Consider the following 22,081-nt stretch of genomic DNA (forward strand, 5'->3'; position numbering starts at 1 on the left):
AGTGTATTCCGCACCCTTTGCCGAAAGCCCGCATGCTCGACCGCCTCAACGCCCTCTACCCCGTGCGCTACACCGCGCTTGGCCTGTGTGTGGTGCTGGCGTTGCTGAGCCTGTTCACGCTGATCGCGTTCGGCATCGGCGGCTTCTGGTTCCTGGTGTTCACCGGCCTCTCGGTGCTCGGTGTGTTCGACCTGCGCCAAACCAAGAGCTCGGTGCTGCGCAACTACCCCGTCATCGGCCACCTGCGCTTCATGCTGGAAAAGATCCGCCCCGAGATCCGCCAGTACTTTCTCGAAGGCGACAACGAAGCGTCGCCGTTTTCGCGCAGCCAGCGCAGCCTGGCGTACGCGCGCGCCAAAGGCGAGACCGACAAGCGCCCCTTCGGCACGCAGGTGGACCAGAACGCCACCGGCCACGAGTGGCTCAACCACTCGATGGCGCCCAGCCTGATCGCCTCGCACGACTTCCGCGTCACGATCGGCGGGCCGGGTTGCACGCAACCCTATGAGGCCAGCGTGTTCAACATCTCGGCCATGAGCTTCGGCGCGCTCTCGGCCAATGCGATCCAGGCGCTCAACGCCGGTGCCAAACGCGGCGGCTTCGCACACGACACCGGCGAAGGTTCTATTTCGGCTTACCACCGGCTGCACGGCGGCGACCTGATCTGGGAAATCGGCTCGGGTTACTTCGGCTGCCGCGACGAAAACGGCCACTTCAGCCCCGACCGCTTCCAGGCCAACGCGATGGACCCGCAGGTGAAGATGGTCGAGATCAAGCTCAGCCAGGGCGCCAAGCCGGGCCACGGCGGCGTCTTGCCCGGGCCGAAGGTCACGCCCGAGATCGCCGCCGCACGCGGCGTGATCGTCGGTCAGGACTGCGTCTCACCCGCCGCGCACAGCGCGTTTTCCACGCCCGTTGAGCTCATGCATTTCATCGTGCGGCTGCGTGAACTCGCCGGCGGCAAGCCGGTGGGCTTCAAGCTGTGCATCGGCCACCCGTGGGAGTGGTTCGCCATGGCCAAGGCCATGCTGGCCACCGGCATCACGCCCGACTTCATCGTGGTCGACGGGGCCGAGGGCGGCACCGGTGCGGCACCGCTGGAGTTCACCGACCACGTCGGCGCGCCGCTGCAGGAGGGCCTGCGCCTGGTGCACAACACGCTGGTGGGCGTGAACCTGCGCGACCGCATCAAGATCGGTTGCGCCGGCAAGGTCATCAGCGCCTTCGACATCGTGCGCGCCATGGCGATTGGCGCCGACTGGTGCAACAGCGCGCGCGGCTTCATGTTCGCGCTGGGCTGCATCCAGGCCCAGAGCTGCCACACCGGCCAGTGCCCCACCGGCGTGACCACGCAAGACCCGGTGCGCCAGCAGGCGCTGGTGGTGCCCGACAAGGCCGAGCGCGTGTTCCAGTTCCACCAGCGCACGCTGATGGCGCTGCAGGAACTCATCCAGGCCGCCGGCCTGCAACACCCCGCTGAAATCACCGCTCACCACCTGGTGCGTCGCGTGAGCCAGAACGAGGTGCGCCTGCTCGCCAACCTGCTCCCCGAAACCCTGCCCGGCGCCCTGCTGCACGACCTCACCGGCCAGCACAAGGTGTTCAGCACCTACTGGCCGCAGGCGCATGCGGACCGGTTCGGGTTGGCTTGAGGCGGTTTACTTGCTGGCGGTGGCGGCAGGCGCTTCCGTGCCGACGGTGGGCACACCGTCCTTTTCGGTCGAGCGATCGAACACCAGCGACTTGCCGAACACCAGCTGCACCCAGATCGGGTAGGAGTAGGCCGTGCCCTTGTTGTGGTCGATGATGGCACCGATACCACCACCCAACAGGATGTTGCCAAACATGCCGCCATTCGCACGCGAAATGGCCTTGGCCACGGCATCGGGATTGGCAGGGTCCTTGCACACGATGTCGAGGTCTTTGCTGGAGCGGCGGACCTGCGCGGTGTCGCCGGACTTGAGCTGAACCACGCCATAGTCGTTCGTCAGCTTGCACTCGGCGCCGACAACCACGGCACCCGCCTGCGTTTTCGTTTCGACCTTGATCGGGTGGGTCACATCATTGATCACCGATGCGCAACCGGTGAGCGCGAGCGCGCCTGCAACAAGCGTTGCGTGACGAATCATGGTTATCTCCCTTGGAATGAAGCATCGAAGTGTACGGACGGTCACATCACCAAACAGAGACGGGTGGCATACCGGCGACAGGGGAACACGTTGATGCGACTGGCGGACGCATGGGCGGGATCGAACGCCTGCAACGACCACCGATGGCGACTTGTCACAGCCCCCAGGCGGGCGCGGACTTCAGATGCGCGAACCGTCTTCCAGAAACCGCTCTTCGCGAACGAACACGCCTTGCGCGTCGTACGACTTGCGGCGCAGCAGCACACCGCGCTCGCCGTGTTCGTCTTCAGCCGCCAGCACGCCCGCTTCGGTGAAGTACTTCTGCCAGCCCAGCAGTCGGCCGTTGCGCTCCACGTTCACCGCGGCGGGCAGTCCGGTGTCCCAGAAGCTCTCGGTGGTGCGCTCCTGGTTGCGACCGTCGCGGCGAATCTGCTGACGGGCCCTCTGTTTCCCGTTCAGGTACCACTGCTGGATGCGCTGCTCGTAACCCTCAGCCCAGGTGGTTTCCTGTGTGAGTTGTCCGCTCTCGGCCCATTCGCGTGCAACCCCTTCGCGGCCTTCGCGGCTGTTGGGGTCGCGTTCGATGAAATCGGCTTCTGACCGAGGCTGGCCCGAGGCGTAAAACACCCGCTTGATGCGCCGGCCGTCCTTGAGTTCTTCGTTGCGCACGAGCCGGCCTTCGCGGTCCAGCACGGTCTGGCGCTGCATCTGGCCCTGCAGGAAGCTCACGGTGCCCGCGGGCTGGCCATCTGCACGGTGCAGCGTCATATCGCTGGCCCGCCCCGCGTGGCCACACACCTCGCGGTCTTGCGGCACCAGCGTCACGGCAGCGCAGCGCAGCTCGGTCAGGCGGCCATCGGCGAGGTAGCCGATGGTGAGCACGGTGCGCCGGCCAGCGGCGAAGTGCAGCGCCTGCAGGTGGCCGGCCTCGGCAAAGTTTTTCTGTACGCCCACAGCGCTGCCGTCTTCGAAGTTTTCCTCTTTGCGCAGCGTGCCCTTGGCGTCGAAGGTGCGCGCCACGCCGTCGCGGTTGCCGCGTTCGTTCAGGCTGTATTCGCGCCGCTCGCCGTCGGCCAGCACCATGAGCACCGGACCCACGTACTTGCCGTCGCGCAGGGTCTGGTCGAGCCGGCGCACCTGGCCGCTGTCGTCGGTGCAGCGCATCACACCGCTCTTGCCGGCGGTGGTGTGGCCGTTGGCGCGGCTCACGCTTTCGCCGTTGAGCTCGCAGCGCTGAACCGCCCACGCGTTCGCAGAGAACACGGCACCCACAACCAGCAACAACCCACGCGTTTCAATCAACATGGCTCGGACTCCACGCTCGACACACCTGCACACCGACGCGCGCCAGGCGTTTGGCCATGCACAGCACCGCGTCGTCCTTGCTCACCAGTGTGGCGCGGTGCGCCGCCGCGAGATCAATGAACTTCTGGTCGTCGGGGTCTTTGCAGGTGTAGGCCGCCTTGGGCGCCTCGGCCACGAGGCGGGTGCAACGGTCGAACGCATTGAGCACGTCTTGCGCGGGTCGGGTCTGCGCTTTGAGGCGGCGCGCAATCTGCGGGTAGTAGAGCACACGCACGAGTTCTTCGCGCATGGCGGCGGTGGCGATCCACGCACCGTCGGTACGCTCCACCTTCTCGCGCAAAGACTCGGTGGCGGCGTCCTGGAACACGAAGAGGTCGAGCGCGATGTTGGTGTCGAGCACCAGCGCTTCGGTGGTGTCCGGCACCTCGACCACGCTCAGTCCTCGATGTCGGGCTCGGGCCGCGGCTTGCGCGCCGTCAAGTCAAAGCGGAACAGCCGGCATTCGATCGGGCCGTTCCACAGCGGCACGCGGCGCGACTCCTTGAAGCGCATCTTGCCGGGCAGCTTGAGGTCGGGCGTGAGCAGCCAGGCGGTCCAGCCGGCGTAGTGGCTTTTCCAGTGGGCGGCGAGCTGGCTGAAGAAGTCGCTGCCGTCGCCACCGTCCGCCATCTGCGCACTCTCGCGGCCGAGACCAGGCGCGGGTGGCGCGGCTTTGCCGACCGTGAACGTGCGCGGCTCGCGCGGCGCCGCGCGCTGGGCACGCGCGCTGGCGCGGTCTTCCGAACTTTGCCCCGCCACGCCAGCGGCGGCAATGCGCTCGCCATACGGCGGGTTGAGCAGCATGACGCCGGGCTTGTCGCTCGGCGGCATGCGTTGCAGCGCATCACCGCCGCGCAGTTCGATGGCGTGGGCCACGCCCGCGCGCTCGGCGTTGCGCTGCGCGAAGTCGACCATGCGGAACGACACGTCGCTGCCGAACACGATGGGCGGGTGGCCTTCGGGCCAGTCGCGTTGCTGGCGCTCGGCCTCGTCCAGGATGGGTTGCCACACGTGCGGCTGGAACGGCAGCAGCTTCTCGAACGCGAAGCGGCGCAAATAGCCGGGCGGGATGTTGAGCGCAATCTGCGCGGCCTCGATCACCACCGTGCCGCTGCCGCAGCAGGGGTCGTACAGGGGCACGATCTCATCGAGCGGCTGTCCTGCGCATGCGTCCCAGCCGGTGGCGGCGATCATGGCCGCGGCCAGGGTTTCCTTCAGCGGTGCGTCGCCCTTGTCTTCGCGCCAGCCGCGCTTGAACAGCGGCTCACCCGAGGTGTCGATGTACAGGCTCACCGTCTCGGTGGTCAGGTGCACGTAGATGCGCACGTCGGGCCAGGTGGTGTCCACGCTGGGCCGCTCGCCTCGCTTCTCGCGGAAGCGGTCGCAGATGGCGTCTTTCACCTTGAGCGCCGCAAAGTTCAGCGACGTCAGCGGGCTGTGCTGCGCGGTGATCTCGACCTTGATGGTTTGCGCCGGCGTGAACCAGATCTCCCAGGCCACCTCGCTGGCGGCGTGGTACAGGTCTTGTTCGGAGCGGTAGCCGTCGTGCCAGAGCTGCACCAGCACGCGCTGTGTGAGGCGGCTGTGCAAATTGAGCCGCATGGCATCGCGCCACGAAGCGTTGAGCGCCACTCCGCCGCGCGCCTTGTGCGGCGCGTCCACGCCGGTGATGCGCTTGACCTCGGCGGCGAGCATGTCCTCCACGCCGGCGGCGCAGGGCAGAAAAACTTGTAACTGGTTCAAAGTGATTTACGCAGGTTCGCAGGCGCGATTCTCAGCGCCTCGCGGTACTTGGCCACCGTGCGGCGCGCGCACTCGATGCCCTGCTCGCGCAGCAGATCGGAGAGCTGGTTGTCCGACAGCGGCTTGGAGGCTTCTTCGGCGGCGATGAACTGTTTGAGCAGCGCGCGCACGGCCGTGCTGGACGCGTTGCCACCGGTCTCGGTGCCCAGCGATGAGCCGAAGAAGTACTTGAGCTCGTAGGTGCCGAACGGCGTGGACATGTACTTGGCGGTGGTCACGCGGCTGATGGTGGACTCGTGAAGGCCGAGTTCGTCGGCGATCTCGCGCAGCACCAGCGGGCGCATGGCGAGCTCGCCGTGCATGAAGAAGTTGCGCTGGCGCTCGACGATGGCGCTGGACACGCGCAGGATGGTGTCGAAGCGCTGCTGGATGTTCTTGATGAACCAGCGTGCCTCCTGCAAGCGCTGCTGCATGGCCGCATGGCCCGCCTCGCCCCCGTTGTCGCGCCCGCCGCGGTTCTGGCGCATGGCGCTGGCGTACACGTCGTGCACACGCAAACGCGGCATCACCTCGGGGTTGAGCAGCACCTTGAAGCCGCGGCCGGCGCGCGTGACCAGCACGTCGGGAACGACCACGTTGCGCTCCAGGTCCAGGAAGCGCCGGCCCGGCTTGGGCTCCAGGCGGGCGATGAGGCCGAGCGCAGCGCGCACCGCTTCGTCGTCCAGACCACAGAGGTTGCACAGGCGCTTCACATCGCGCTTGGCCACCAGCTCCATGGACTGCCCGCAAATGGCCAGGGCCGCGCGGGCTTCGGGTGTGTTGCGCATTTCCAGGATCTGCAGGCGCAGGCACTCGGCGAGGTTGCGCGCGCCCACCCCGGCGGGCTCCATGTGCTGCAGCAGCTGCAGGGCCATGGCCAGGCGCTGCTCCAGCGCTTCGCGCTCTTCCAGTCCTTCGTTGGGGTCGTCGCTGGCCGTGCGGCCCGAGAGGGCTTGCCAGGCGGCGGCCAGCGTGGAGAGGGTGTCTTCGATGTAACCGTCGTCGCTGAGCGACTCGATCAGGAAATACAACGCAGCGCGGTCTTCTTCCGACAGGCGCAGGCAGCGCGCCTGGTCGTGCAGGAAGTCCTGCAGGCTGACGTGCGCGCGGGCCAGGTCGGCGGCACTCGCCGTGTCGTCGTCGCCCGACCCATTGTTGTTGCGCGCGGGTGCGTCGCCACCCCACTCGCTGTCGTCCGGTGCCATCTCCACCGTGCCGTCGCCCTCCCAGCTTTCTTCCACCGGCGTGGCGCCGTCGAGCTTTCCCTCGATACCGTCACCGTCGCCGGTGTCGCTGCTCGTGCTGCTGCTCGAATCGGTGCCGGAGAGCATCGGGCCCGGCGCCTCGGGCATGTCGGGCGCCACCGAGGCTTCGGCGATCTGCTCACCCGCGCTCACGGGCACATCGGTCTGGTCCAGCCCGAAGGTTTCACGGTCGGCGGCGTCTTCGGAGCGCTCCAGAAACGGGTTCTCGTCGAGCATTTGCTCGACCTCCTGCGCCATCTCCAGCGTGGAGAGTTGCAGCAGGCGGATGGATTGCTGCAACTGGGGCGTGAGCGCCAGGTGCTGCGAAACGCGGAGTGACAGGCCTTGTTTCACGGCCTCACATCCTGAAATGTTCGCCGAGATAGACGCGGCGCACGTCGGCGTTTTCCACGATCTCGGCCGGCGTGCCGCTGGTGAGCACATGGCCGTCGTTGATGATGTAGGCGCGGTCGCAGATGCCGAGCGTCTCACGCACGTTGTGGTCGGTGATGAGCACGCCGATGCCGCGCGACTTGAGGAAGCCGATGATGCGCTGGATCTCGATCACCGCGATCGGGTCGATGCCGGCGAAAGGTTCGTCGAGCAGGATGAAGCGCGGGTTGGTGGCCAGGGCCCGGGCGATCTCGACCCGGCGGCGTTCACCGCCCGAGAGGGCTGGCGCGGGCGAATCGCGCAGGTGGTCGACGTGCAGGTCCTTGAGCAGCTCGTCGAGCCGGGCCTCGATGGCGGCTTTGCCCAGGGGCTGGCCGGCGTCGTCTTCCTGCAGCTCCAGCACGGCACGCACGTTGTCGGCCACGTTGAGCTTGCGGAAGATGGACGCTTCCTGCGGCAGGTAACCCAGGCCCAGGCGCGCACGGCGGTGGATCGGCAGGTCCTGGATGGCCTGGCCGTCGAGCAGGATCTGCCCGGCGTCCGAGCGCAGCAGGCCGACCAGCATGTAGAAGGAGGTGGTCTTGCCGGCGCCGTTGGGGCCGAGCAGCCCGACCACCTCGCCTTTGAACACCGCGAGGGAAACGTCTTTGACCACCTTGCGGCTGCCGTAGGCTTTTTGCAGGCCCTGGGCCTCCAGGCGGCTGACGTCGGGGACCGGTGACGGGCGTTTGCCGGGACTCAAGGTCTGTGCCGAAGGCATGGCCGTCACTGTTGCCCCTCGCCGAGCTGGTTGCTGGGGCGCAGGTTGGCCGGTGGCGCGGGTGTGGCGACGGGCGCGCCGGCTTTGGGCACCGGCGTGAGCATGGCGCGCACGCGGCCGGTGGGGTTGTTGGCGGTGCGGTTGGCCACGCCACCATCCACCGTGAACACATCGCTGGTGTTGTTGTAAACAATCACGCTGCCGGTGGTTTCATCGTTGAGCTGGGTGCCCTTGAAGCGCTTGAGCACGGCGTCACCCACAAAACGCACCGTGTCGGCCTGGCTGTCGTACTCGATGCGCTGGGCGGTGCCCTCAATGAACTCGTCCACCCCATCGCGCTTCTGGCGGAAAAACCCCGGGCTGCCGTTGACGGTTCCGAACTGGTTGCCCTGCGCGTCCTGGCGCACCTCCACCTTGGCACCGCGGATCACGATGGTGCCTTTGGTGATGACCACGTTGCCGGTGAAGATGCTGGTCTGGCGCGCGTCGTCGTAACGCAGTGCGTCGGACTCGGCGTTGAGCGGCAGGTTGCGGTCGGCTTTTTCGGCCTGCACCGCACCGGTCAGGAGCAGCCCCACCACCAGGCAGGTGCCCGGCCAGAATGACCGACGGAGGGGGGAGCAGGGCTGGTTGGAATGCATGGGGTATTAGGGCACGAAACTTGCATTCATTGTAGCGACGTGCCGCATCCCGAATGCACCACAGGGCTGCTTTACCGACTCTTTTCTCACGGGATGCCGCGTCTGCGCCGCACCGACAGCGAGATGGCCTGCACCAAAGACGAAGCCCGCCGGGCGGCGGGCTTCTGTCCTGACCGGGGGAACGGCTCAGGCCTTGCGGGCCGATTCCGCGATCAGCGCATCGGCCACCACCAGGGTGCGAGGACCCTGGCCGTTCACATAGAAGCGCCCGGCCACGCCGAGTGAGGGCGTGCCTTCGACCTTGTAGGCGTCTTGCAACTGGGTGGCCTTGTTGGCCAGCCCCACGGCAGCGCCGTTGTAGAACTCGTTGAAGCGCGCCATGTCCACACCACCCTGTTTCTCGATCCAGGCGGTGATGACCGGCTGGGTGGTGAGCTGCTGGCGGTCCACATGGATGGCCTCGAACACCTTGCTGTGCAGCCGGTCCACCAGTTTCATGGCCTCCAGCGTGAAGTACAGGCGCTGCATGGGCACAAAGGCCGGGCTGAACGCCACCGGCATGCGCCGGACATTCACGTTGGCCGGTTTCTTCTTGGCCCACTCGTCAAACGCCGGCTCGAAATTGAAGCAGTGGACACAGCTGTAGGCAAAGAACTCGACCACCTCGATCTGGCTGGCCGGACTCTCCACGGGCGCCGGGCTCTTGAGGCGGATGAAGTCGGTGCCCTCTTTGGGCGCCACGCGCTGGGCCAGCGCGGGCGTGAGCGTCAGACCACCGGCAACGGCCACGGCGGTGGTGCCGGCGGCCAGCAGGGAGCGGGAAAAATCGCGACGTTGCATGGAATCGAACTCCTTGGTTGAACGGACTTGGGGCAGGCGCTGCGGTCGAAAGTTCCCGACCGTCCTGCGTTTCGAATCAGCGCTGCACCCGCACCAACGCCGCCTCAACGCCGTTGACTTCCAGTTGTTCCTGGGTGAGGTCGGCCAGCGCCTTCTGGTTGAACGGACCCACGCGCACGCGGTAAACGGTGCGACCGGATTGCTCGCGTTCGGTCACATCGGCGTTGATGCCCAGCATGGCGAGCTTGGCACGCTGCGCTTCTGCATCTTCCGGCGAACGGTAGGCGCCCGCCTGCACAAAATAGGTGAACGGATCGGCGCCGGGCGCAGGGGCTGCGCCGGGTGCCGCAGCGGGAGAGCCGGCCGCCGGGGTGCCCAGGCGGGATTGGGCCAATTCACCCAGCGGATCGGCTCCCGGCTTGCTGGCGGCGGGCACCGGCGGCAAGCTTTTGCCGTCGGCGGGCGGCACCACAATGGCGCCCGCTGCTTCCGGCGGCACCGCCGCCGGGGCGGGCGGCGTCGCCACATCGCCATTGAGCATCTTGTTGGGGTTCCACCCCTTGTTGCGCTCGGCCTCCAGCGCGTCCTGGCCGGCGTTGCGCGAGACGTTGCGATCGACAAAGGGGATGGGCACGCGCGTCACGTACACCGCCACCGCCAGGGCAATGCCGAGCCCCACGAGCAAGCCCACCACAAAACCAATCAGGGTGCCGCCCAGGGAGCTTCGGGATTGCACGGTTTTCTTTTTCATCGCTTGTTTCGCCATCACATTTTTTGCGGAGCACCGACGCCCAGCACAGCCAAACCATTGTGCAATACCCGTGCGGTGGCAGCGACCAGGGCCAGACGCGCTGTTTTCACCACGGCGTCGTCGACCAGGATGCGCTCGGCGTCGTAGTAGCTGTGGTAGCTCGCGGCCAGTTCGCGCAAATAGAAGGTCACGTCGTGCGGCGCCAGATCGCGCGCCGCGTCGGCGAGCATGGCGGGGTACTTGGCCAGCAGCAACATCAGGGCCTGGGCGGGCGCGCTGTCCAGCGCACCCAGGTCGGCGTCCTTCAGCGTGGCGGTGTCACCGCCCCAGCTGGCCAGCACCGAACAAATGCGCGCGTGCGCGTACTGCACGTAGTAGACCGGGTTGTCGTTGTTCTTCTGCACCGCCAGGTCCACGTCGAAGGTGTATTCGGTGTCGGGCTTGCGGCTGAGCAGGAAGAAGCGCACCGCGTCCTTGCTGGTCCATTCGATCAGGTCGCGCAGCGTCACGTAACTGCCCGCGCGCTTGCTGATCTTGACCTCTTCGCCACCTTTGACCACACGCACCATGGTGTGCAGCACGTAGTCGGGGTACCCGGCGGGAATGCCGACGTTGGCCGCCTGCAGGCCGGCGCGCACGCGGGCAATCGTCCCGTGGTGGTCGGTGCCCTGGATGTTGATGACCTTGGTGAAGCCGCGCTCCCACTTGCTGATGTGGTACGCCACGTCGGGCACGAAGTAGGTGAACGAGCCGTCGGACTTGCGCATCACGCGGTCCTTGTCGTCGCCGTAGTCGGTGCACTTCAGCCAGAGCGCGCCGTCCTGCTCGTAGGTTTTGCCCGCGTCAACGAGCTTCTGCACCGTGGACTCCACCCGCCCGCTGGTGTACAGGCTGGACTCCAGGTAGTAGTGGTCGAACTTCACCGCGAAGGCCTGCAGGTCCAGGTCCTGTTCGTGGCGGAGGTAGGCCACGGCGAACTGGCGCATGCCGTCGAGGTCGTTGATGTCGCCGCTGGCGGTGAACGCGCGGTCGTCGGCCTTCACGGTTTTCTTCGCGAGGAAATCGGCCGCGATGTCGGCGATGTAGTTGCCGTTGTAAGCGGCCTCGGGCCATTGCGGATCGCCCGGCTTGAAGCCCTGCGCGCGCAGGTGGGTGGAGGTGCCCAGCGTGGCGATCTGCACACCGGCGTCGTTGTAATAGAACTCGCGGTGCACGCTCCAGCCCTGGGTCTGGAACAGGCTGCAGATCGCATCACCCAGCGCGGCCTGGCGGCCATGGCCCACGTGCAGCGGGCCGGTGGGGTTGGCCGAGACGAACTCCACCATCAGCTTCTGGCCGTTGGGCTCGGCGATGCCGAACCGCGCGCCCGAGGCCAACACCTCGCGCACGATCTGCTGTTTGGCCGACGGCTTCAGGCGGATGTTGATGAAGCCGGGGCCGGCGATGTCGACATCGGACACCCACTGGGCGTACTCGGGGCGCGCCAGCAAGGCGGCGCGCAGGGTCTCGGCGAGCTGGCGCGGGTTGAGCTTGAGCGGTTTGGCCAGCTGCATGGCCGCGGTGCTGGCGAAATCGCCGTGCGCCGCCACCTTGGGCGACTCGAAGGCCGCGCGCGCAGCCGCGCCGGGCAAAAGTGTGTCGAGCTCAGCGGCGAGGCCGTCGAGCAGTTCCTGTTTGATCTTGAGCATGGGCCCAATTTTAGGCGCCGGGCCCCGGCCTCACGGCGGCTCGGGCCGCAGGTGCCGCGCGGCCGCTTCCTTCACCGCCGCCGTGAGCCGCTGCGCCGAGAGCGACTCGTGCGCCCAGTGTTGCCAGTACAGCACCACGTCCACCGTGGCGTCGGGCAGGATTTCCTGCAGGCCCGGGCGGGCTGCCAGGTGCTGCTCGGGGACCATGCCCCAGCCCAGGCCGAGTTCGATGGCGGTCTCGAACGCCTCCACGGCGGGCGCGAAATGGCGCGGGTAGTTCGGCTGGCGCAGGCCGAAGTGCTGCAGCAGAAACGTGTCCTGCAGCGCGTCCTTGCGGTTGAAGATCACCGCCGGCTGGGCCAGCAGCTTGTGCACCGACACCGCGCCGCGCGGCGTGCGGCAGCGCTGCGCCACCGCCGGTGAGGCCACGCAGCGGTAGCGCATGACGCCCAGCGGCTCGGCCACGCAGCCGCGCATGGCGGTGGTGAGCGTGGTCACGCAGCCCATGACGTCGCCGCTTTTCAAGGCATCGTGGGTGTGGTCCTGATCGTCGATCAGGATCTCCAGCAGCAGGTGGTGGCGCTGCAGCAGGGCCGCCACACCCGGCAAAAACCAGCTGGCCACCGAGTCGGCGTTGATGGCCACGCCCAGGCTTTGCCAGCGCACGCCGCCCCGGGATGGCGCGCCGCCTTGCAGGCCGGTGAGCAGGTCGGCTTCCATCAGGCGCACCTGCTTCACATGGCCCAGCAACGCCTGGCCGGCCGGCGTGGCGCGCACCTGCTTGCCGCGCACCAGCAGGCGCTGGCCCAGCGTGTCTTCGAGCGACTTGATGCGCAGCGACACGGCGGCCAGCGTGATGGAGAGGGCCTTGGCGGCCGGGCCGAAACCACCGTGTTCGATCACGGCGTTGAGGGCTTCGAGTTGGCGGGCGTCGAGCATGGCGCTTGAGGAAAACTCAACCCGATGGGGTTTGGTCAGCTTCAGTTTAAGTCCTGCGCCCCCCAGCGCGGACCCGTGGCGTCAGTCCAGCCGGGAGGTCGGCGAACCGGCTGGCAGGCCGGTGAGCGGCAGTCCGCTGTGGTCCTTGAGCCCCACGCCGCTCAGCCCCAGGCGCCGGCTTTCGCCGAGCAGCCAGGCCAGGCGGCGCGCGGCGGTGTCCAGGTCCTGCCCGGCCGGGCGCACGTTGGAAATGCAGTTCCGCTGCGCGTCGCTGCAGCCCACGCGCGGCGCGTGGGTGAGGTAGATGCCCACGCTGTCGGGTGAACTCAGCCCGGGGCGCTCGCCCACCACCAGGGCCACCGCGGCGGCGCCCAGGCGTTCGCCCACCTCGTCGGCGACGGCCACGCGCGCCTGACTGACCACCACCAGTGGGCCCAGTCGCAACATCGGATCGAGCGCACGGCGGATCGCGCCCAGCAGCGCCGCGCCGTGTTGCTGGATGCCCAGCGCCGAGAGGCCGTCGCCCAGCACCAGCACCAGGTCTGGGCCGTCGCCTGCAACAGCGTCGAGCCGCTCCCCGCTGGCGGCGTCGAGCCGCCGCCCGAGGTCGGGCCGCAACAGGTATTCGTGGCGATCGCGCGCCTGGCTGTGCAACCGCAGCGGCGCGGGCCAACCCTGCTGCAGCAGCTCGGCGCACAGGCGGTCGGTGTCCAGCGGCAGGTGGATGGCGTCGCGGGCTTGCGCGTGGGCGAGCGAGAAGTCGAGCAGTTCGCGCGTGGGCAGGCTCACGCCGGTGCGCCCCAGCGCAATGCGGGCCGAGGTGTGTTGGCGCAGGTGGGCCCAGGGGTCGCGCGCGGGGGTTGTCATGGGGTGGGCGACGTCCAGAGGAGCTGCGGCAGCGCGGGCTGGCTCGGCGCGGGCAACAGCTGGCCCTGTGCACCCGTGAGGCCCACGCGCTGCAGCCAGGCCTCGAACTCGGGCGCGCGCTTCAGGCCGAGCATCTCGCGCAGCACCAGCGCGTCGTGGAACGAGGTGCTCTGGTAGTTCAGCATGATGTCGTCGGCGCCGGGCACGCCAATCAAAAAATTCAACCCCGCCGTGGCCAGCAGCACCATGAGGTTGTCCATGTCGTCGCTGTCGGCTTCGGCGTGGTTGGTGTAGCAGATGTCGCAGCCCATGGGCAGGCCGAGCAGCTTGCCGCAGAAGTGGTCCTCCAACCCCGCGCGGGTGATCTGCTTGCCGTCAAACAAATACTCGGGCCCGATGAAACCGACCACGGTGTTGACCAGCAGCGGCCGGTAACGCCGCGCCACCGCGTAGGCGCGCGCCTCGCAGGTTTGCTGGTCCACGCCGTGGTGCGCGTTGGCCGAGAGCGCGCTGCCCTGGCCGGTTTCGAAATACATGACGTTGTTGCCCACCGTGCCGCGCCCCAGCGCCTGCGCCATGGCGTGGGCTTCGTCGAGCAGCGCAAGGTCGATGCCGAACGAGCTGTTGGTGGCCTGCGTGCCGGCGATGGACTGGAACACCAGGTCCACCGGCGCGCCGAGGGCCATGGCTTGCATGCTGTTGGTCACGTGGGTGAGCACGCAGCTTTGCGTGGGAATCTCGCCACGCGCCAATACGTCGGCCAGCACGTGGTTGAGGCGCACCAGGTCGGGCACGCTGTCGGACACCGGGTTGATGCCCACCACCGCGTCGCCGGCACCGTGCATCAGGCCGTCGATCATGCTGGCCACGATGCCGGCGGGGTCGTCGGTCGGGTGGTTGGGCTGCAGGCGCACCGAGAGGTGGCCGCGCAGGCCCTGCGTGTTGCGAAAGCGCGTGACCACCTCACAGCGTTTGGCCACCAGCATCAGGTCCTGGTTGCGCATGAGCTTGCTCACCGCGGCCACCATCTCGGGCGTGAGGCCGGGCGCGAGCGCGTGCAGCACCTCGGGCGTGGCTTGCGCGGAGAGCAGCCAGTCGCGAAACCCACCCACGGTGAGCGAGGCCACGGGCGCGAAGGCCGGCGCGTCGTGGCTGTCGATGATCAGCCGCGTGACTTCGTCGTCTTCGTACGGAATGAGCGCTTCGCTGAGGAACGCGACGAGCGGCACGTCGGCCAGCACCCAGCGCGCGGCCACCCGCTCCTGCTCGGTGGCGGCGGCCACGCCGGCCAGGCAGTCGCCCGAGCGCAGCGGCGTGGCCTTGGCCATCACCTCGCGCAGGCTGCCGAAGCGGTGGCTGTGTGTGCCGAGCGTGACCCCCAGGTTCATTCCACGGTGCCGAGCATGGCGTCCATGGGCGCTGCGTCGCGCTGGCCGCTGGTGAAGAAGAAGTAGAGGTAGGCCAGCACCATGAGGCCCAGGAACAGCGCGGTGATCATGGCGTTGAAGTACACCACCGCCGCCAGGCACACCACACCACACACCAGCGCGATGGCCGGGAACACCGGGTAGAACGGCGCGCGGTAAGGGCGCTCCAGCGCGGGTTCGCTCATGCGCAGCTTGAACAGCGAAGCCATGGACACGATGTACATCACCAGCGCGCCGAGCACGGCCATGGTGACGATGTTGGCGGTGAGCGGCAGGCCGCCGAAGGTGACCCACTGGTCGCTGAAGACCGCGATCACGCCCACCACACCGCCACCGATGAGCGCGCGCACCGGCGTCTTGAAACGCGGGTGCACCACAGCGAAGTAAGCCGGCAGGTACCCGGCACGGGCCAGCGCAAACATCTGGCGAGAGTAGCCCAGGATGATCCCGTGGAAGGAGGCGACCAACCCGAACAGGCCGATCCAGATCAGCATGTGCAGCCAGCCGCTGGACTCGCCCACCACCATCTTCATGGCCTGGGGCAACGGATCGTTGATGTTGGCGAGCTGGCTCCAGTCGCCCACGCCACCGGCCATGATCATCACCAGAAACGCCAGCACCACCAGGGTGAGGATGCCGGTGATGTAGGCGATGGGGATGGTGCGGCGCGGGTCCTTGGCCTCTTCGGCCGCCATGGCCGCGCCTTCGATGGCCAGGAAAAACCAGATGGCGAACGGGATGGACGCGAAGATCCCGGCCCAGGTGCCCATGGTGAAGGTGTCGGACCCGGCCCAGCCGTTGGCCGTGAAATTCGCCAGCGACCAGCCTGGTGCGACCACACCGGCGAACACCAGCAGCTCGCCCACCGCCAGCAGCGTGACCACCAGCTCGAACATGGCGGCAATGCCCACGCCCAACGCGTTGAGGGTGATGAAGATCACGTAGGCGCCCAGCGCCGCCACCTTGGGGTCGAGCCCGGGGAACTGCAGGCCCAGGTAGGCGCCGATGGCCAGCGAAATGGCGGGTGGCGCAAACACGAATTCCACCAGCGTGGCATAGCCTGCGAGGAAGCCACCGGTGGGCCCGAAGGCGCGCCGCGCGTAGGCAAAGGGGCCGCCGGCGTGGGGAATGGAGGTGGACAGCTCGGTGAAGCTGAAGATGAAGGTGGTGTACATCAGCGCCACGAACAGCGTGGCCACCAGAAAACCCAGCGTGCCGGCGCTGGCCCAGCCGTAGCTCCAGCCGAAATACTCGCCAGAAATCACCAGGCCCACGGCGATGCCCCACAGGGAGAAAGCGCCCAACACGGGTTGGAGGTCCCGCGATACCAGCTTGGGTGTTGTTGACATGTTGTTGCTCGCATCAAGAGTGGATGACGCCCGAAACCGCTCGGACAGCCCCGGCATCTTGTGCAATCTGCGGCGCGCGGCGGTATCCCGAATGGGCAAGCGACGCTGCAAAGGCCGCGTTTTTTCCGATTCGGGATAGCGCAAGCCGGGTTTTCCTGCGGGTCGACAGGTGGCATGGAACTTGATACTGCCTACCGACTGGAACCACGTTCGAAGGAGCACGCCATGTTGGTGCAGTCCGACACAGCCACCGCCTGCTTCCGCGTCAAACGCACGCAGGACGTGGACATCCACGCCCGCAACCTGGCGTCGTGGGAACAACACTACGAACAGACCTCGCCCGGCGCCTTCAGCGGTGAGGTGCACGAGCTGGTCGACCACGGCCTGCAGGTGTTCGAAGAAGTCGCCACCTGCGCCACCAGCCAGCGCTGCCGCCCCTGGCCGGGCGGCGTGTGGGTGGGTCTGGCGGTGCCCGAGGCCGACCAGGGCCTGCGCTTCATGGGCCGCCCGTCACACGGGCTGCAACTGATGCTCGCCGGTGGCGAAGAACCGTTCGACCTGCAGGTGCCCGCCGGCCACGGCCTGTACGGCATGGTGCTCGACAAGGAACAGCTGGCGCGCCACGTGCAGGCCCTGCACCAGCAGCCCTGGCCCGAGCACTGGGCCGGCGCGCCGCGCGTGCAGGCCCTCACCGCACTGCAGCGCTACCGCCTCGCCGGCATGGTCCGCGAGGTGCTGCGCTGCCTGCAGGAACAGCCCGAAGCGCTGCACCACGAAGCCAGCCGGCGGTCGCTGCGCGAAGCCTTGCTCAGCGTGCTTTGCGACGTGGTGATGCCGCAAACCCTGAGCGAAGCCGTGAACCCGCGCCAGCTGCGCCGCCAGGAGCTGGTGCGCAAGGTGCGCGAGCTGGTGTTCGAACACCCGGAGCAGCCCCTGAGCGTGTCCGAACTGTGCACCCGCCTGCACGTGACGCGCCGCACCCTGCAGAACGGGTTCCAGGAAACCCTGGGAACCAGCCCCGCCACCTACCTGCGCACCGTACGGCTCAACGCCGTGCGCCGCGCGCTGCGCGAGAAGCCATCCCGATCGAGCACCATCGCCGACACGGCGGCCCGCTGGGGCTTCTGGCACATGGGTCACTTTTCGCAGGACTACAAGGCACTGTTTGGCGAGACGCCGTCGCGCACGCGGCAGTTGGCCTGATGGGGTGAGGGCGGCGAAGGGAACGTCGCTGGGTGGGGCTGCTCGACCGAGTCTGACGGTCCTGATGGCCAGCGAGGCAGAGGCGTGGAACGTGTCGTGGTCACAGCCCGAACACCCGTTGCTTGGCTCATGGGACACATTTGCAAGAAGGACACGGCACCGCAGATCGCCAAGCAAGGGGAGATCAAAACATTGCCATGCGCGTCCGCGTGCAAGCAGGCGGCGGGGGTGCTGGACCGCCCAGAGCAGTTTGATGGTTTTCCGAGGGCAGCGCTTGCATCGCGTTATTTGAATAGCCGATGACGATGCACGGTTTGCATGGCTTTTCGCGCTCAGACGGCGTGGACGCGATAGCCTCAGGCCATGGGCAATCAATTTCTGCTTGTCCCACCCCCAGTTCACCATGAAGCCTGATCGATCCAACACCGTCGTTGCACTGGATGGTGCCTCAAATTTCCGCGATGTGGGAGGCTTGGCAACATCGCATGGACGCCACGTTCTCCGGGCACAGGTCTACCGCAGCGACCACCTGGCGCGACTCAACGCGGCCGATCACGAGCGTCTGCTTGCGCTGCGTGTGACGCGTTGTGTGGACCTGCGCGGACATCTGGAGCGAGAGGCTACTCCGTACAACCTGCCGGGTGCCGAGCAGGAGCACCTGGCCATCGAGCCCACGGTATTGGTGCGCTTGCGCGAGCTGCGTGCAAGGGGCCAACAACCGAGTCGCGTCGAGGCCGTGCAGATCATGCGCGACACCTACCGTGCGTTCGTTCTGCAGCAGGGCCCGGTGTTTGGCCGACTTCTGACGCGCATCGGAACCCACGACCAGGCCATGGTGTTTCACTGCACCGCCGGCAAGGACCGCACCGGCATGGCCGCCGCGCTGCTGCTCGAACTGCTGGGCGTTCATCGCGATGACGTGATGGAAGACTACCTTCTGACCAACCAGCTGTACCAGCGCGACCACCGGCTGGTCGAGGAAGCGCCTGCGGAAGTGCTGGATGTGCTGTGGAAGGTACAAGCAGATTTTCTGCATGCCGCCTGGCGCTGCATGGACGACGAGTTCGGTGGGCTACCAACCTATCTGCGCGGCCCCGTCGGCCTGGGCTCCGCTGAAATCCAGCGCCTGCATGAAAAGCTGTTGGGGAACTAGGGCCTCTGTTCACACATCGGTTTGGGCCGTCCCCGGTGCCTCCAGCCGGTAGCCCAGCCCGCGCACGGTCTGGATCAGGGCGTTCGCATGGCCCTCGTCGATCTTGCTGCGCAAGCGGCGGATGTACACGTCCACCACATTGGTCAGCGGGTCTTCGCTGTGCCCCCACACGCTGGCCAGGATGCGCTCTCGGCTGAACAGCCGCCCCGGCGCGTTCATCAGCAGCTCCAGCAAGGCCAGCTCGCGCGCCGTCAGCGCCAGCGGCTGCCCGGCGCGGCTGGCCTTCATGCTCTCGCGGTCCAGCACCAGGTCGCTCACCTGCAGACGCGCCGAGCGGACCGGTTGCAGGGGCTGGGTGCGCCGCGCCAGCGACTCCAGCCTTGCCAGCAGCTCCTCGAACTCAAAGGGTTTGCACAGGTAGTCGTCGGCCCCCATGCGCAGGCCGGCCACGCGGTCTTCGAGCGAGCCCATGGCGGTCAGCATGAGGATCGGGATGGCGACACCGGCCGCCCGCAGCGTCTGGCAGATCTCCATGCCATTGAGGCCGGGCAGCATCAGGTCGAGCACCAGCACCGTGGCCGGGTCCGTCGGCGCGGTCTGCCGGGCGGCGGCATGCGCCAGCGCCAGACCGTCGTGGCCGTTGGCGGCGCGCTGGACCTGATGGCCCTCGGCGCGAAGGCCGCGCAGCAAAAAATCGGCGATCCGGGGATCGTCTTCCACCAGCAAGATGTTCATGGGTTGGGATGTTCGCTCAAAGCCATGGGCAGCTCGCCCAGCATCGAGTCGGGATCGTTCCACAGCGGCAGCCGCAGCAGCGCGCAGGTGCCTTTGCCGTCCGCCGGGTTGCAAGGGCTCAGCAGCTCCAGCGTGCCGCCATGTGCCAGCGCCAGCGCGCGTGCAATGGGCAGGCCCAGGCCGCTGCCGCTGGCGCGGTGGCGCCGCGCGGCGCTGCCCCGGAAATGCCGCTCGAACACCTGCGCCAATTCGTCGGGCGGCACGCCGATGCCTTCGTCGATCACACGCACCTCCACCGCGCCATCGCGCTCGCCGACCTGCCAGCGCACCAGGCCGCCCGGTTCTGAGTACCGAATGGCGTTGTCCAGCAGGAGCATCAGCAGCTGGGTGAGACGCTGCGCATCGCCAAACACCTTGCAATGTGCCGGTGGCCTGCCCTCGGGCTTCAAGATCACGCCGTGCTCGCCCGCCAGGGCGGCGGCCTGCCTCAGCGCGTCCAGCAAAGGCTTCTGCAGCGCCATGGGCTGCCGCACCAGGCTGAAGGTCTCCAGATCGGTGCGGGCCATCGCCAACAAGTCGTCGATCACCCGGGCCAACTGCCGCGAAATGTCGACGATGCGCGCCAGCGCTGCGCGGTACTCGGGCACTGGTTTGTCCTGCCCGCGCAGCGTCACCTCGGCCTCGCCGCGGATCGCGGTGGTCGGCGTGCGCAGCTCGTGGCTGATGTCGGCCAGCAGTTGGCGCCGACGCACATCGGTGCGGCGCAGCGATTCGTTGGCCTGGTGCAGGTCGGTGGTGCGTTCTCGCACCGTGGCCTCCAGCAACTGGCGCTGCTGCTCCTCGCGCCGTCGATGCTGTTCCAGCTCTTGGGCCATGGCGTTCATGCTGCACGCAACCTCGGCAAACTCGTCCCGCCCCGTGAGGTCGATGCGGTGCTCCAGCTGCCCCTGCTGCAACGCCTGCGCGCCTTCGGCCAGCGCGTCCAGCGGGTGCCGCAAGGCGCGGCCAAAGTAGGCCGTGGCACCCAGCGCTCCCAGGGCCAGTAGCAGCGCGGTGCCCATCCACCAGGCCCGCATGCGGGCCAGCGACGCGTCGGCCGCCGCCCGCTCGCGGTCCATGGCCAACTGCTCGCGCTCAATGCTCTGGGCAATGAGCTGCCGCAAGTCGCGCCCTTCCGAGCGTTCAAACACAGCCGTCAAGGTGTCCCAGGCCTGGCGGGCTTGCACGTTGGGCGACAGCGGTGGTTTCTCCCGAATCGCCACGCTCAGCGTTTCCACGCTTTGCCCCAGCACCTGCAGCGCGTCCTGCCGCGCCGCCTGCTCGGCCTCGGCGCCGGCTTCCAGACCCATCACCGATGCCCGCTCGGTCAGGTTCGTCAGCTCGCCCACGATGGCGCGCATGCGCTGCTCGAGCGCATCCCGCTCGGCCACGTCGCCGCCAGCGCCTATCTGGAATTGCGTCACCCAGGAGCGCAGGCGCTGCTTGGTGGCCGACAGCTCCACAAAGCCCTGGTGAATATCGCTGGCGATGCGGCCACGCACCACCTGCCGCTCGGCCTCGCGAGCGGCCAGCACCGCAGCCACCGCCTGCAGCACCACGGCGGCGGCCAGCAGAACCAGCACCAGACTGAGTCGTCGACGAAACATGCCGACATTGTCAGGGCGCTGCTGCTCCCACGGCGGCGTTCATCTGGCGTTCATGTGCCGGTCAGGCGTTGCTCATCTGCCGTTCAACCCAGGTTCAAGTGAGCGCCTTTCAATAGCGGTGGTGACGGTCGCTGGTCCGCCGTGCCTCACGTCCCAAACCCCCATCATCAAGGAGTTACCACCATGTCCATCCGCTACCTCGCCCCCGCAGCGCTCGTGTGCTTCAGCGGCTTTGCCTCCGCCACCGTGGTCAACCAGGCCATCACCGAAGCCGAGGTGCTGGCCGCCCAGTCCGCCTGGTGCCAGGCGCTGGTCGACATCAGCAGCGCCAACGACAAAGGCGGCCAGAAGGCGGCCAAGGCCCTGGCTGAAAAAGTCATCGACGCCGCCTACGGCTACCAGATGGGCTCCGTGCTCTTCAAGCCCACGCTCACCGTGGCGCCGCAAACCTTCCGCACCACCCGCGCCGGCGCGCTGGCCTACTTCGTGGGCGGCGACAGCGCCTTCCCCAAAGACACCGGCTTCGCCCTGAAGGGCTGGACCCAGTGCGAGTCCAAAAACGCCGCCGTCTTCATCGCTGGTGACTCCGCCTCCAGCATGGGCAACGTCATGATCACCGGCAAAGACGGCAAGGTCACCACGGTCGACAAGACCTGGAAGTACGTGAAAGACGACGCCGGCAAGCTGCGCATCGTGCTGCACCACTCGTCGCTGCCGTACAGCATGTGATCGGGCGATGGGTCTACAGGGCGCGTTGATCACCCGCGCGCCATGACCGACCCCGGCACCCCTTTCCATCCCCCCATCACCCGCCACCGGTGCATCAGCGGCCGCATGCAAGGCGTGGACTGCTGGCGCATGGCGCAAAAGGCCCAGGCGCTGGGGTCGGCGGCGGAGCCGACCGGGTTCGAGCAGCGGGAGACCCTCTGAAAAGCGCTTGGTCTTTTTCGTGCGCTTCACTTTGACCAGCGTGTGTTCGACGAGGGCCACCTTCGGCCTCTCGGCTTTGTCTGCGACTGGAGGACCAAGGACGTCGCCATCGTTCTCGACGCGTCGTGCGCTCAAGCGTTGAACGACCTGCTCGCTTCAAAACTTGGGAATGCGCAGGGTCTTGCTGATCATGGCCGTGCCCGAGAGCGCGAACAGCAGGCTGATGGGATGCAACTGCCAGGGCCCGAGTTGCCACACGC

General features: G+C 67.4%; 21 protein-coding genes and 1 pseudogene. 5 read left to right on the forward strand and 17 right to left on the reverse strand.

The annotated features are described in order from the left end of the window. Positions 1 to 32 precede the first annotated feature (32 nt). Positions 33 to 1,652: an FMN-binding glutamate synthase family protein gene (locus tag Q1W68_RS12385; protein ID WP_300716874.1), complete on the forward strand. Its 1,620-nt coding sequence runs from the start codon at positions 33 to 35 to the stop codon at positions 1,650 to 1,652. 6 nt (positions 1,653 to 1,658) lie between these two features. Here the strand turns inward: Q1W68_RS12385 and Q1W68_RS12390 are convergent, their stop codons facing one another. The 14 genes from Q1W68_RS12390 to eat form a co-directional block, all read right to left on the reverse strand. Further along, positions 1,659 to 2,129 carry a hypothetical protein gene (locus tag Q1W68_RS12390; RefSeq protein WP_300652488.1) on the reverse strand — a complete coding sequence of 157 codons (471 nt, stop codon included), beginning with the start codon at positions 2,127 to 2,129 and terminating at the stop codon, positions 1,659 to 1,661. Between the two features lie 180 nt (positions 2,130 to 2,309). Then, on the reverse strand, positions 2,310 to 3,434 hold the full coding sequence (locus Q1W68_RS12395) for a hypothetical protein (protein WP_300661045.1): 1,125 nt from the start codon (positions 3,432 to 3,434) through the stop codon (positions 2,310 to 2,312). After that, positions 3,424 to 3,867, reverse strand: a complete 444-nt coding sequence (locus tag Q1W68_RS12400) for a putative toxin-antitoxin system toxin component, PIN family (protein ID WP_300716875.1) — start codon at positions 3,865 to 3,867, stop codon at positions 3,424 to 3,426. Before Q1W68_RS12400 ends, Q1W68_RS12395 begins: the two co-directional genes overlap by 11 nt. Positions 3,868 to 3,869: 2 nt before the next feature. After that, positions 3,870 to 5,216, reverse strand: coding sequence for a THUMP domain-containing protein (locus Q1W68_RS12405; protein WP_300716876.1), 1,347 nt, complete (start codon positions 5,214 to 5,216; stop codon positions 3,870 to 3,872). After that, entirely contained in the window at positions 5,213 to 6,853 is a 1,641-nt protein-coding gene (rpoN, locus tag Q1W68_RS12410) for an RNA polymerase factor sigma-54 (protein ID WP_300650868.1), read from the reverse strand. Before rpoN ends, Q1W68_RS12405 begins: the two co-directional genes overlap by 4 nt. A 4-nt stretch (positions 6,854 to 6,857) precedes the next feature. Then, complete coding sequence (gene lptB / locus Q1W68_RS12415) at positions 6,858 to 7,652, reverse strand: LPS export ABC transporter ATP-binding protein (RefSeq protein ID WP_300652846.1); 795 nt, start codon at positions 7,650 to 7,652, stop codon at positions 6,858 to 6,860. A gap of 5 nt (positions 7,653 to 7,657) precedes the next feature. Continuing rightward, the gene (lptA, locus tag Q1W68_RS12420) at positions 7,658 to 8,293 is read right to left on the reverse strand and encodes a lipopolysaccharide transport periplasmic protein LptA (RefSeq protein ID WP_300652848.1); all 636 of its coding nucleotides are present in this window, start codon (positions 8,291 to 8,293) and stop codon (positions 7,658 to 7,660) included. Positions 8,294 to 8,479: 186 nt separating this feature from the next. Then, a complete protein-coding gene (locus Q1W68_RS12425; RefSeq protein WP_300652850.1) occupies positions 8,480 to 9,133 on the reverse strand; it encodes a thiol:disulfide interchange protein DsbA/DsbL in 654 nt (217 codons plus the stop codon). 76 nt (positions 9,134 to 9,209) lie between these two features. After that, a complete protein-coding gene (locus tag Q1W68_RS12430) occupies positions 9,210 to 9,884 on the reverse strand; it encodes an SPOR domain-containing protein (RefSeq protein WP_300652852.1) in 675 nt (224 codons plus the stop codon). A gap of 14 nt (positions 9,885 to 9,898) precedes the next feature. Then, the gene (gene argS, locus Q1W68_RS12435; protein ID WP_300716877.1) at positions 9,899 to 11,572 is read right to left on the reverse strand and encodes an arginine--tRNA ligase; all 1,674 of its coding nucleotides are present in this window, start codon (positions 11,570 to 11,572) and stop codon (positions 9,899 to 9,901) included. A gap of 30 nt (positions 11,573 to 11,602) precedes the next feature. Beyond that, entirely contained in the window at positions 11,603 to 12,511 is a 909-nt protein-coding gene (locus tag Q1W68_RS12440) for an HTH-type transcriptional regulator ArgP (RefSeq protein WP_300716878.1), read from the reverse strand. Between the two features lie 81 nt (positions 12,512 to 12,592). After that, the gene (gene eutC / locus Q1W68_RS12445; protein WP_300652858.1) at positions 12,593 to 13,378 is read right to left on the reverse strand and encodes an ethanolamine ammonia-lyase subunit EutC; all 786 of its coding nucleotides are present in this window, start codon (positions 13,376 to 13,378) and stop codon (positions 12,593 to 12,595) included. Continuing rightward, the gene (locus tag Q1W68_RS12450; protein ID WP_300716879.1) at positions 13,375 to 14,766 is read right to left on the reverse strand and encodes an ethanolamine ammonia-lyase subunit EutB; all 1,392 of its coding nucleotides are present in this window, start codon (positions 14,764 to 14,766) and stop codon (positions 13,375 to 13,377) included. The genes eutC and Q1W68_RS12450 overlap by 4 nt, the downstream gene beginning before the upstream one ends. Then, positions 14,763 to 16,154 (reverse strand): ethanolamine permease, encoded by a 1,392-nt coding sequence (eat, locus tag Q1W68_RS12455; protein WP_300716880.1) that lies wholly within the window; start codon positions 16,152 to 16,154, stop codon positions 14,763 to 14,765. The genes Q1W68_RS12450 and eat overlap by 4 nt, the downstream gene beginning before the upstream one ends. Before the next feature lie 225 nt (positions 16,155 to 16,379). Between eat and Q1W68_RS12460 the strand changes: the two genes are divergently transcribed. Both Q1W68_RS12460 and Q1W68_RS12465 read left to right on the forward strand, forming a co-directional pair. Then, on the forward strand, positions 16,380 to 17,357 hold the full coding sequence (locus tag Q1W68_RS12460) for a helix-turn-helix domain-containing protein (RefSeq protein WP_300652866.1): 978 nt from the start codon (positions 16,380 to 16,382) through the stop codon (positions 17,355 to 17,357). A gap of 403 nt (positions 17,358 to 17,760) precedes the next feature. Continuing rightward, the gene (locus tag Q1W68_RS12465; RefSeq protein ID WP_300652868.1) at positions 17,761 to 18,510 is read left to right on the forward strand and encodes a tyrosine-protein phosphatase; all 750 of its coding nucleotides are present in this window, start codon (positions 17,761 to 17,763) and stop codon (positions 18,508 to 18,510) included. Positions 18,511 to 18,519: 9 nt separating this feature from the next. Here the strand turns inward: Q1W68_RS12465 and Q1W68_RS12470 are convergent, their stop codons facing one another. Beyond that, on the reverse strand, positions 18,520 to 19,245 hold the full coding sequence (locus Q1W68_RS12470) for a response regulator transcription factor (RefSeq protein WP_300652871.1): 726 nt from the start codon (positions 19,243 to 19,245) through the stop codon (positions 18,520 to 18,522). Next, positions 19,242 to 20,891, reverse strand: coding sequence for an ATP-binding protein (locus Q1W68_RS12475; RefSeq protein ID WP_300652874.1), 1,650 nt, complete (start codon positions 20,889 to 20,891; stop codon positions 19,242 to 19,244). The genes Q1W68_RS12470 and Q1W68_RS12475 overlap by 4 nt, the downstream gene beginning before the upstream one ends. Before the next feature lie 183 nt (positions 20,892 to 21,074). Here Q1W68_RS12475 and Q1W68_RS12480 point away from each other — a divergent pair, with 183 nt between their 5' ends. Both Q1W68_RS12480 and Q1W68_RS12485 read left to right on the forward strand, forming a co-directional pair. Next, entirely contained in the window at positions 21,075 to 21,620 is a 546-nt protein-coding gene (locus tag Q1W68_RS12480) for a hypothetical protein (protein WP_300652877.1), read from the forward strand. Between the two features lie 42 nt (positions 21,621 to 21,662). Further along, positions 21,663 to 21,821, forward strand: coding sequence for a hypothetical protein (locus Q1W68_RS12485; RefSeq protein ID WP_300652880.1), 159 nt, complete (start codon positions 21,663 to 21,665; stop codon positions 21,819 to 21,821). A gap of 156 nt (positions 21,822 to 21,977) precedes the next feature. Here the strand turns inward: Q1W68_RS12485 and Q1W68_RS12490 are convergent. Next, positions 21,978 to 22,081: pseudogene (locus tag Q1W68_RS12490) on the reverse strand (CDP-diacylglycerol--serine O-phosphatidyltransferase); the annotation flags it as partial.

Source organism: Hydrogenophaga sp. (genome assembly GCF_030158645.1).
Lineage (GTDB): Bacteria > Pseudomonadota > Gammaproteobacteria > Burkholderiales > Burkholderiaceae_C > Hydrogenophaga.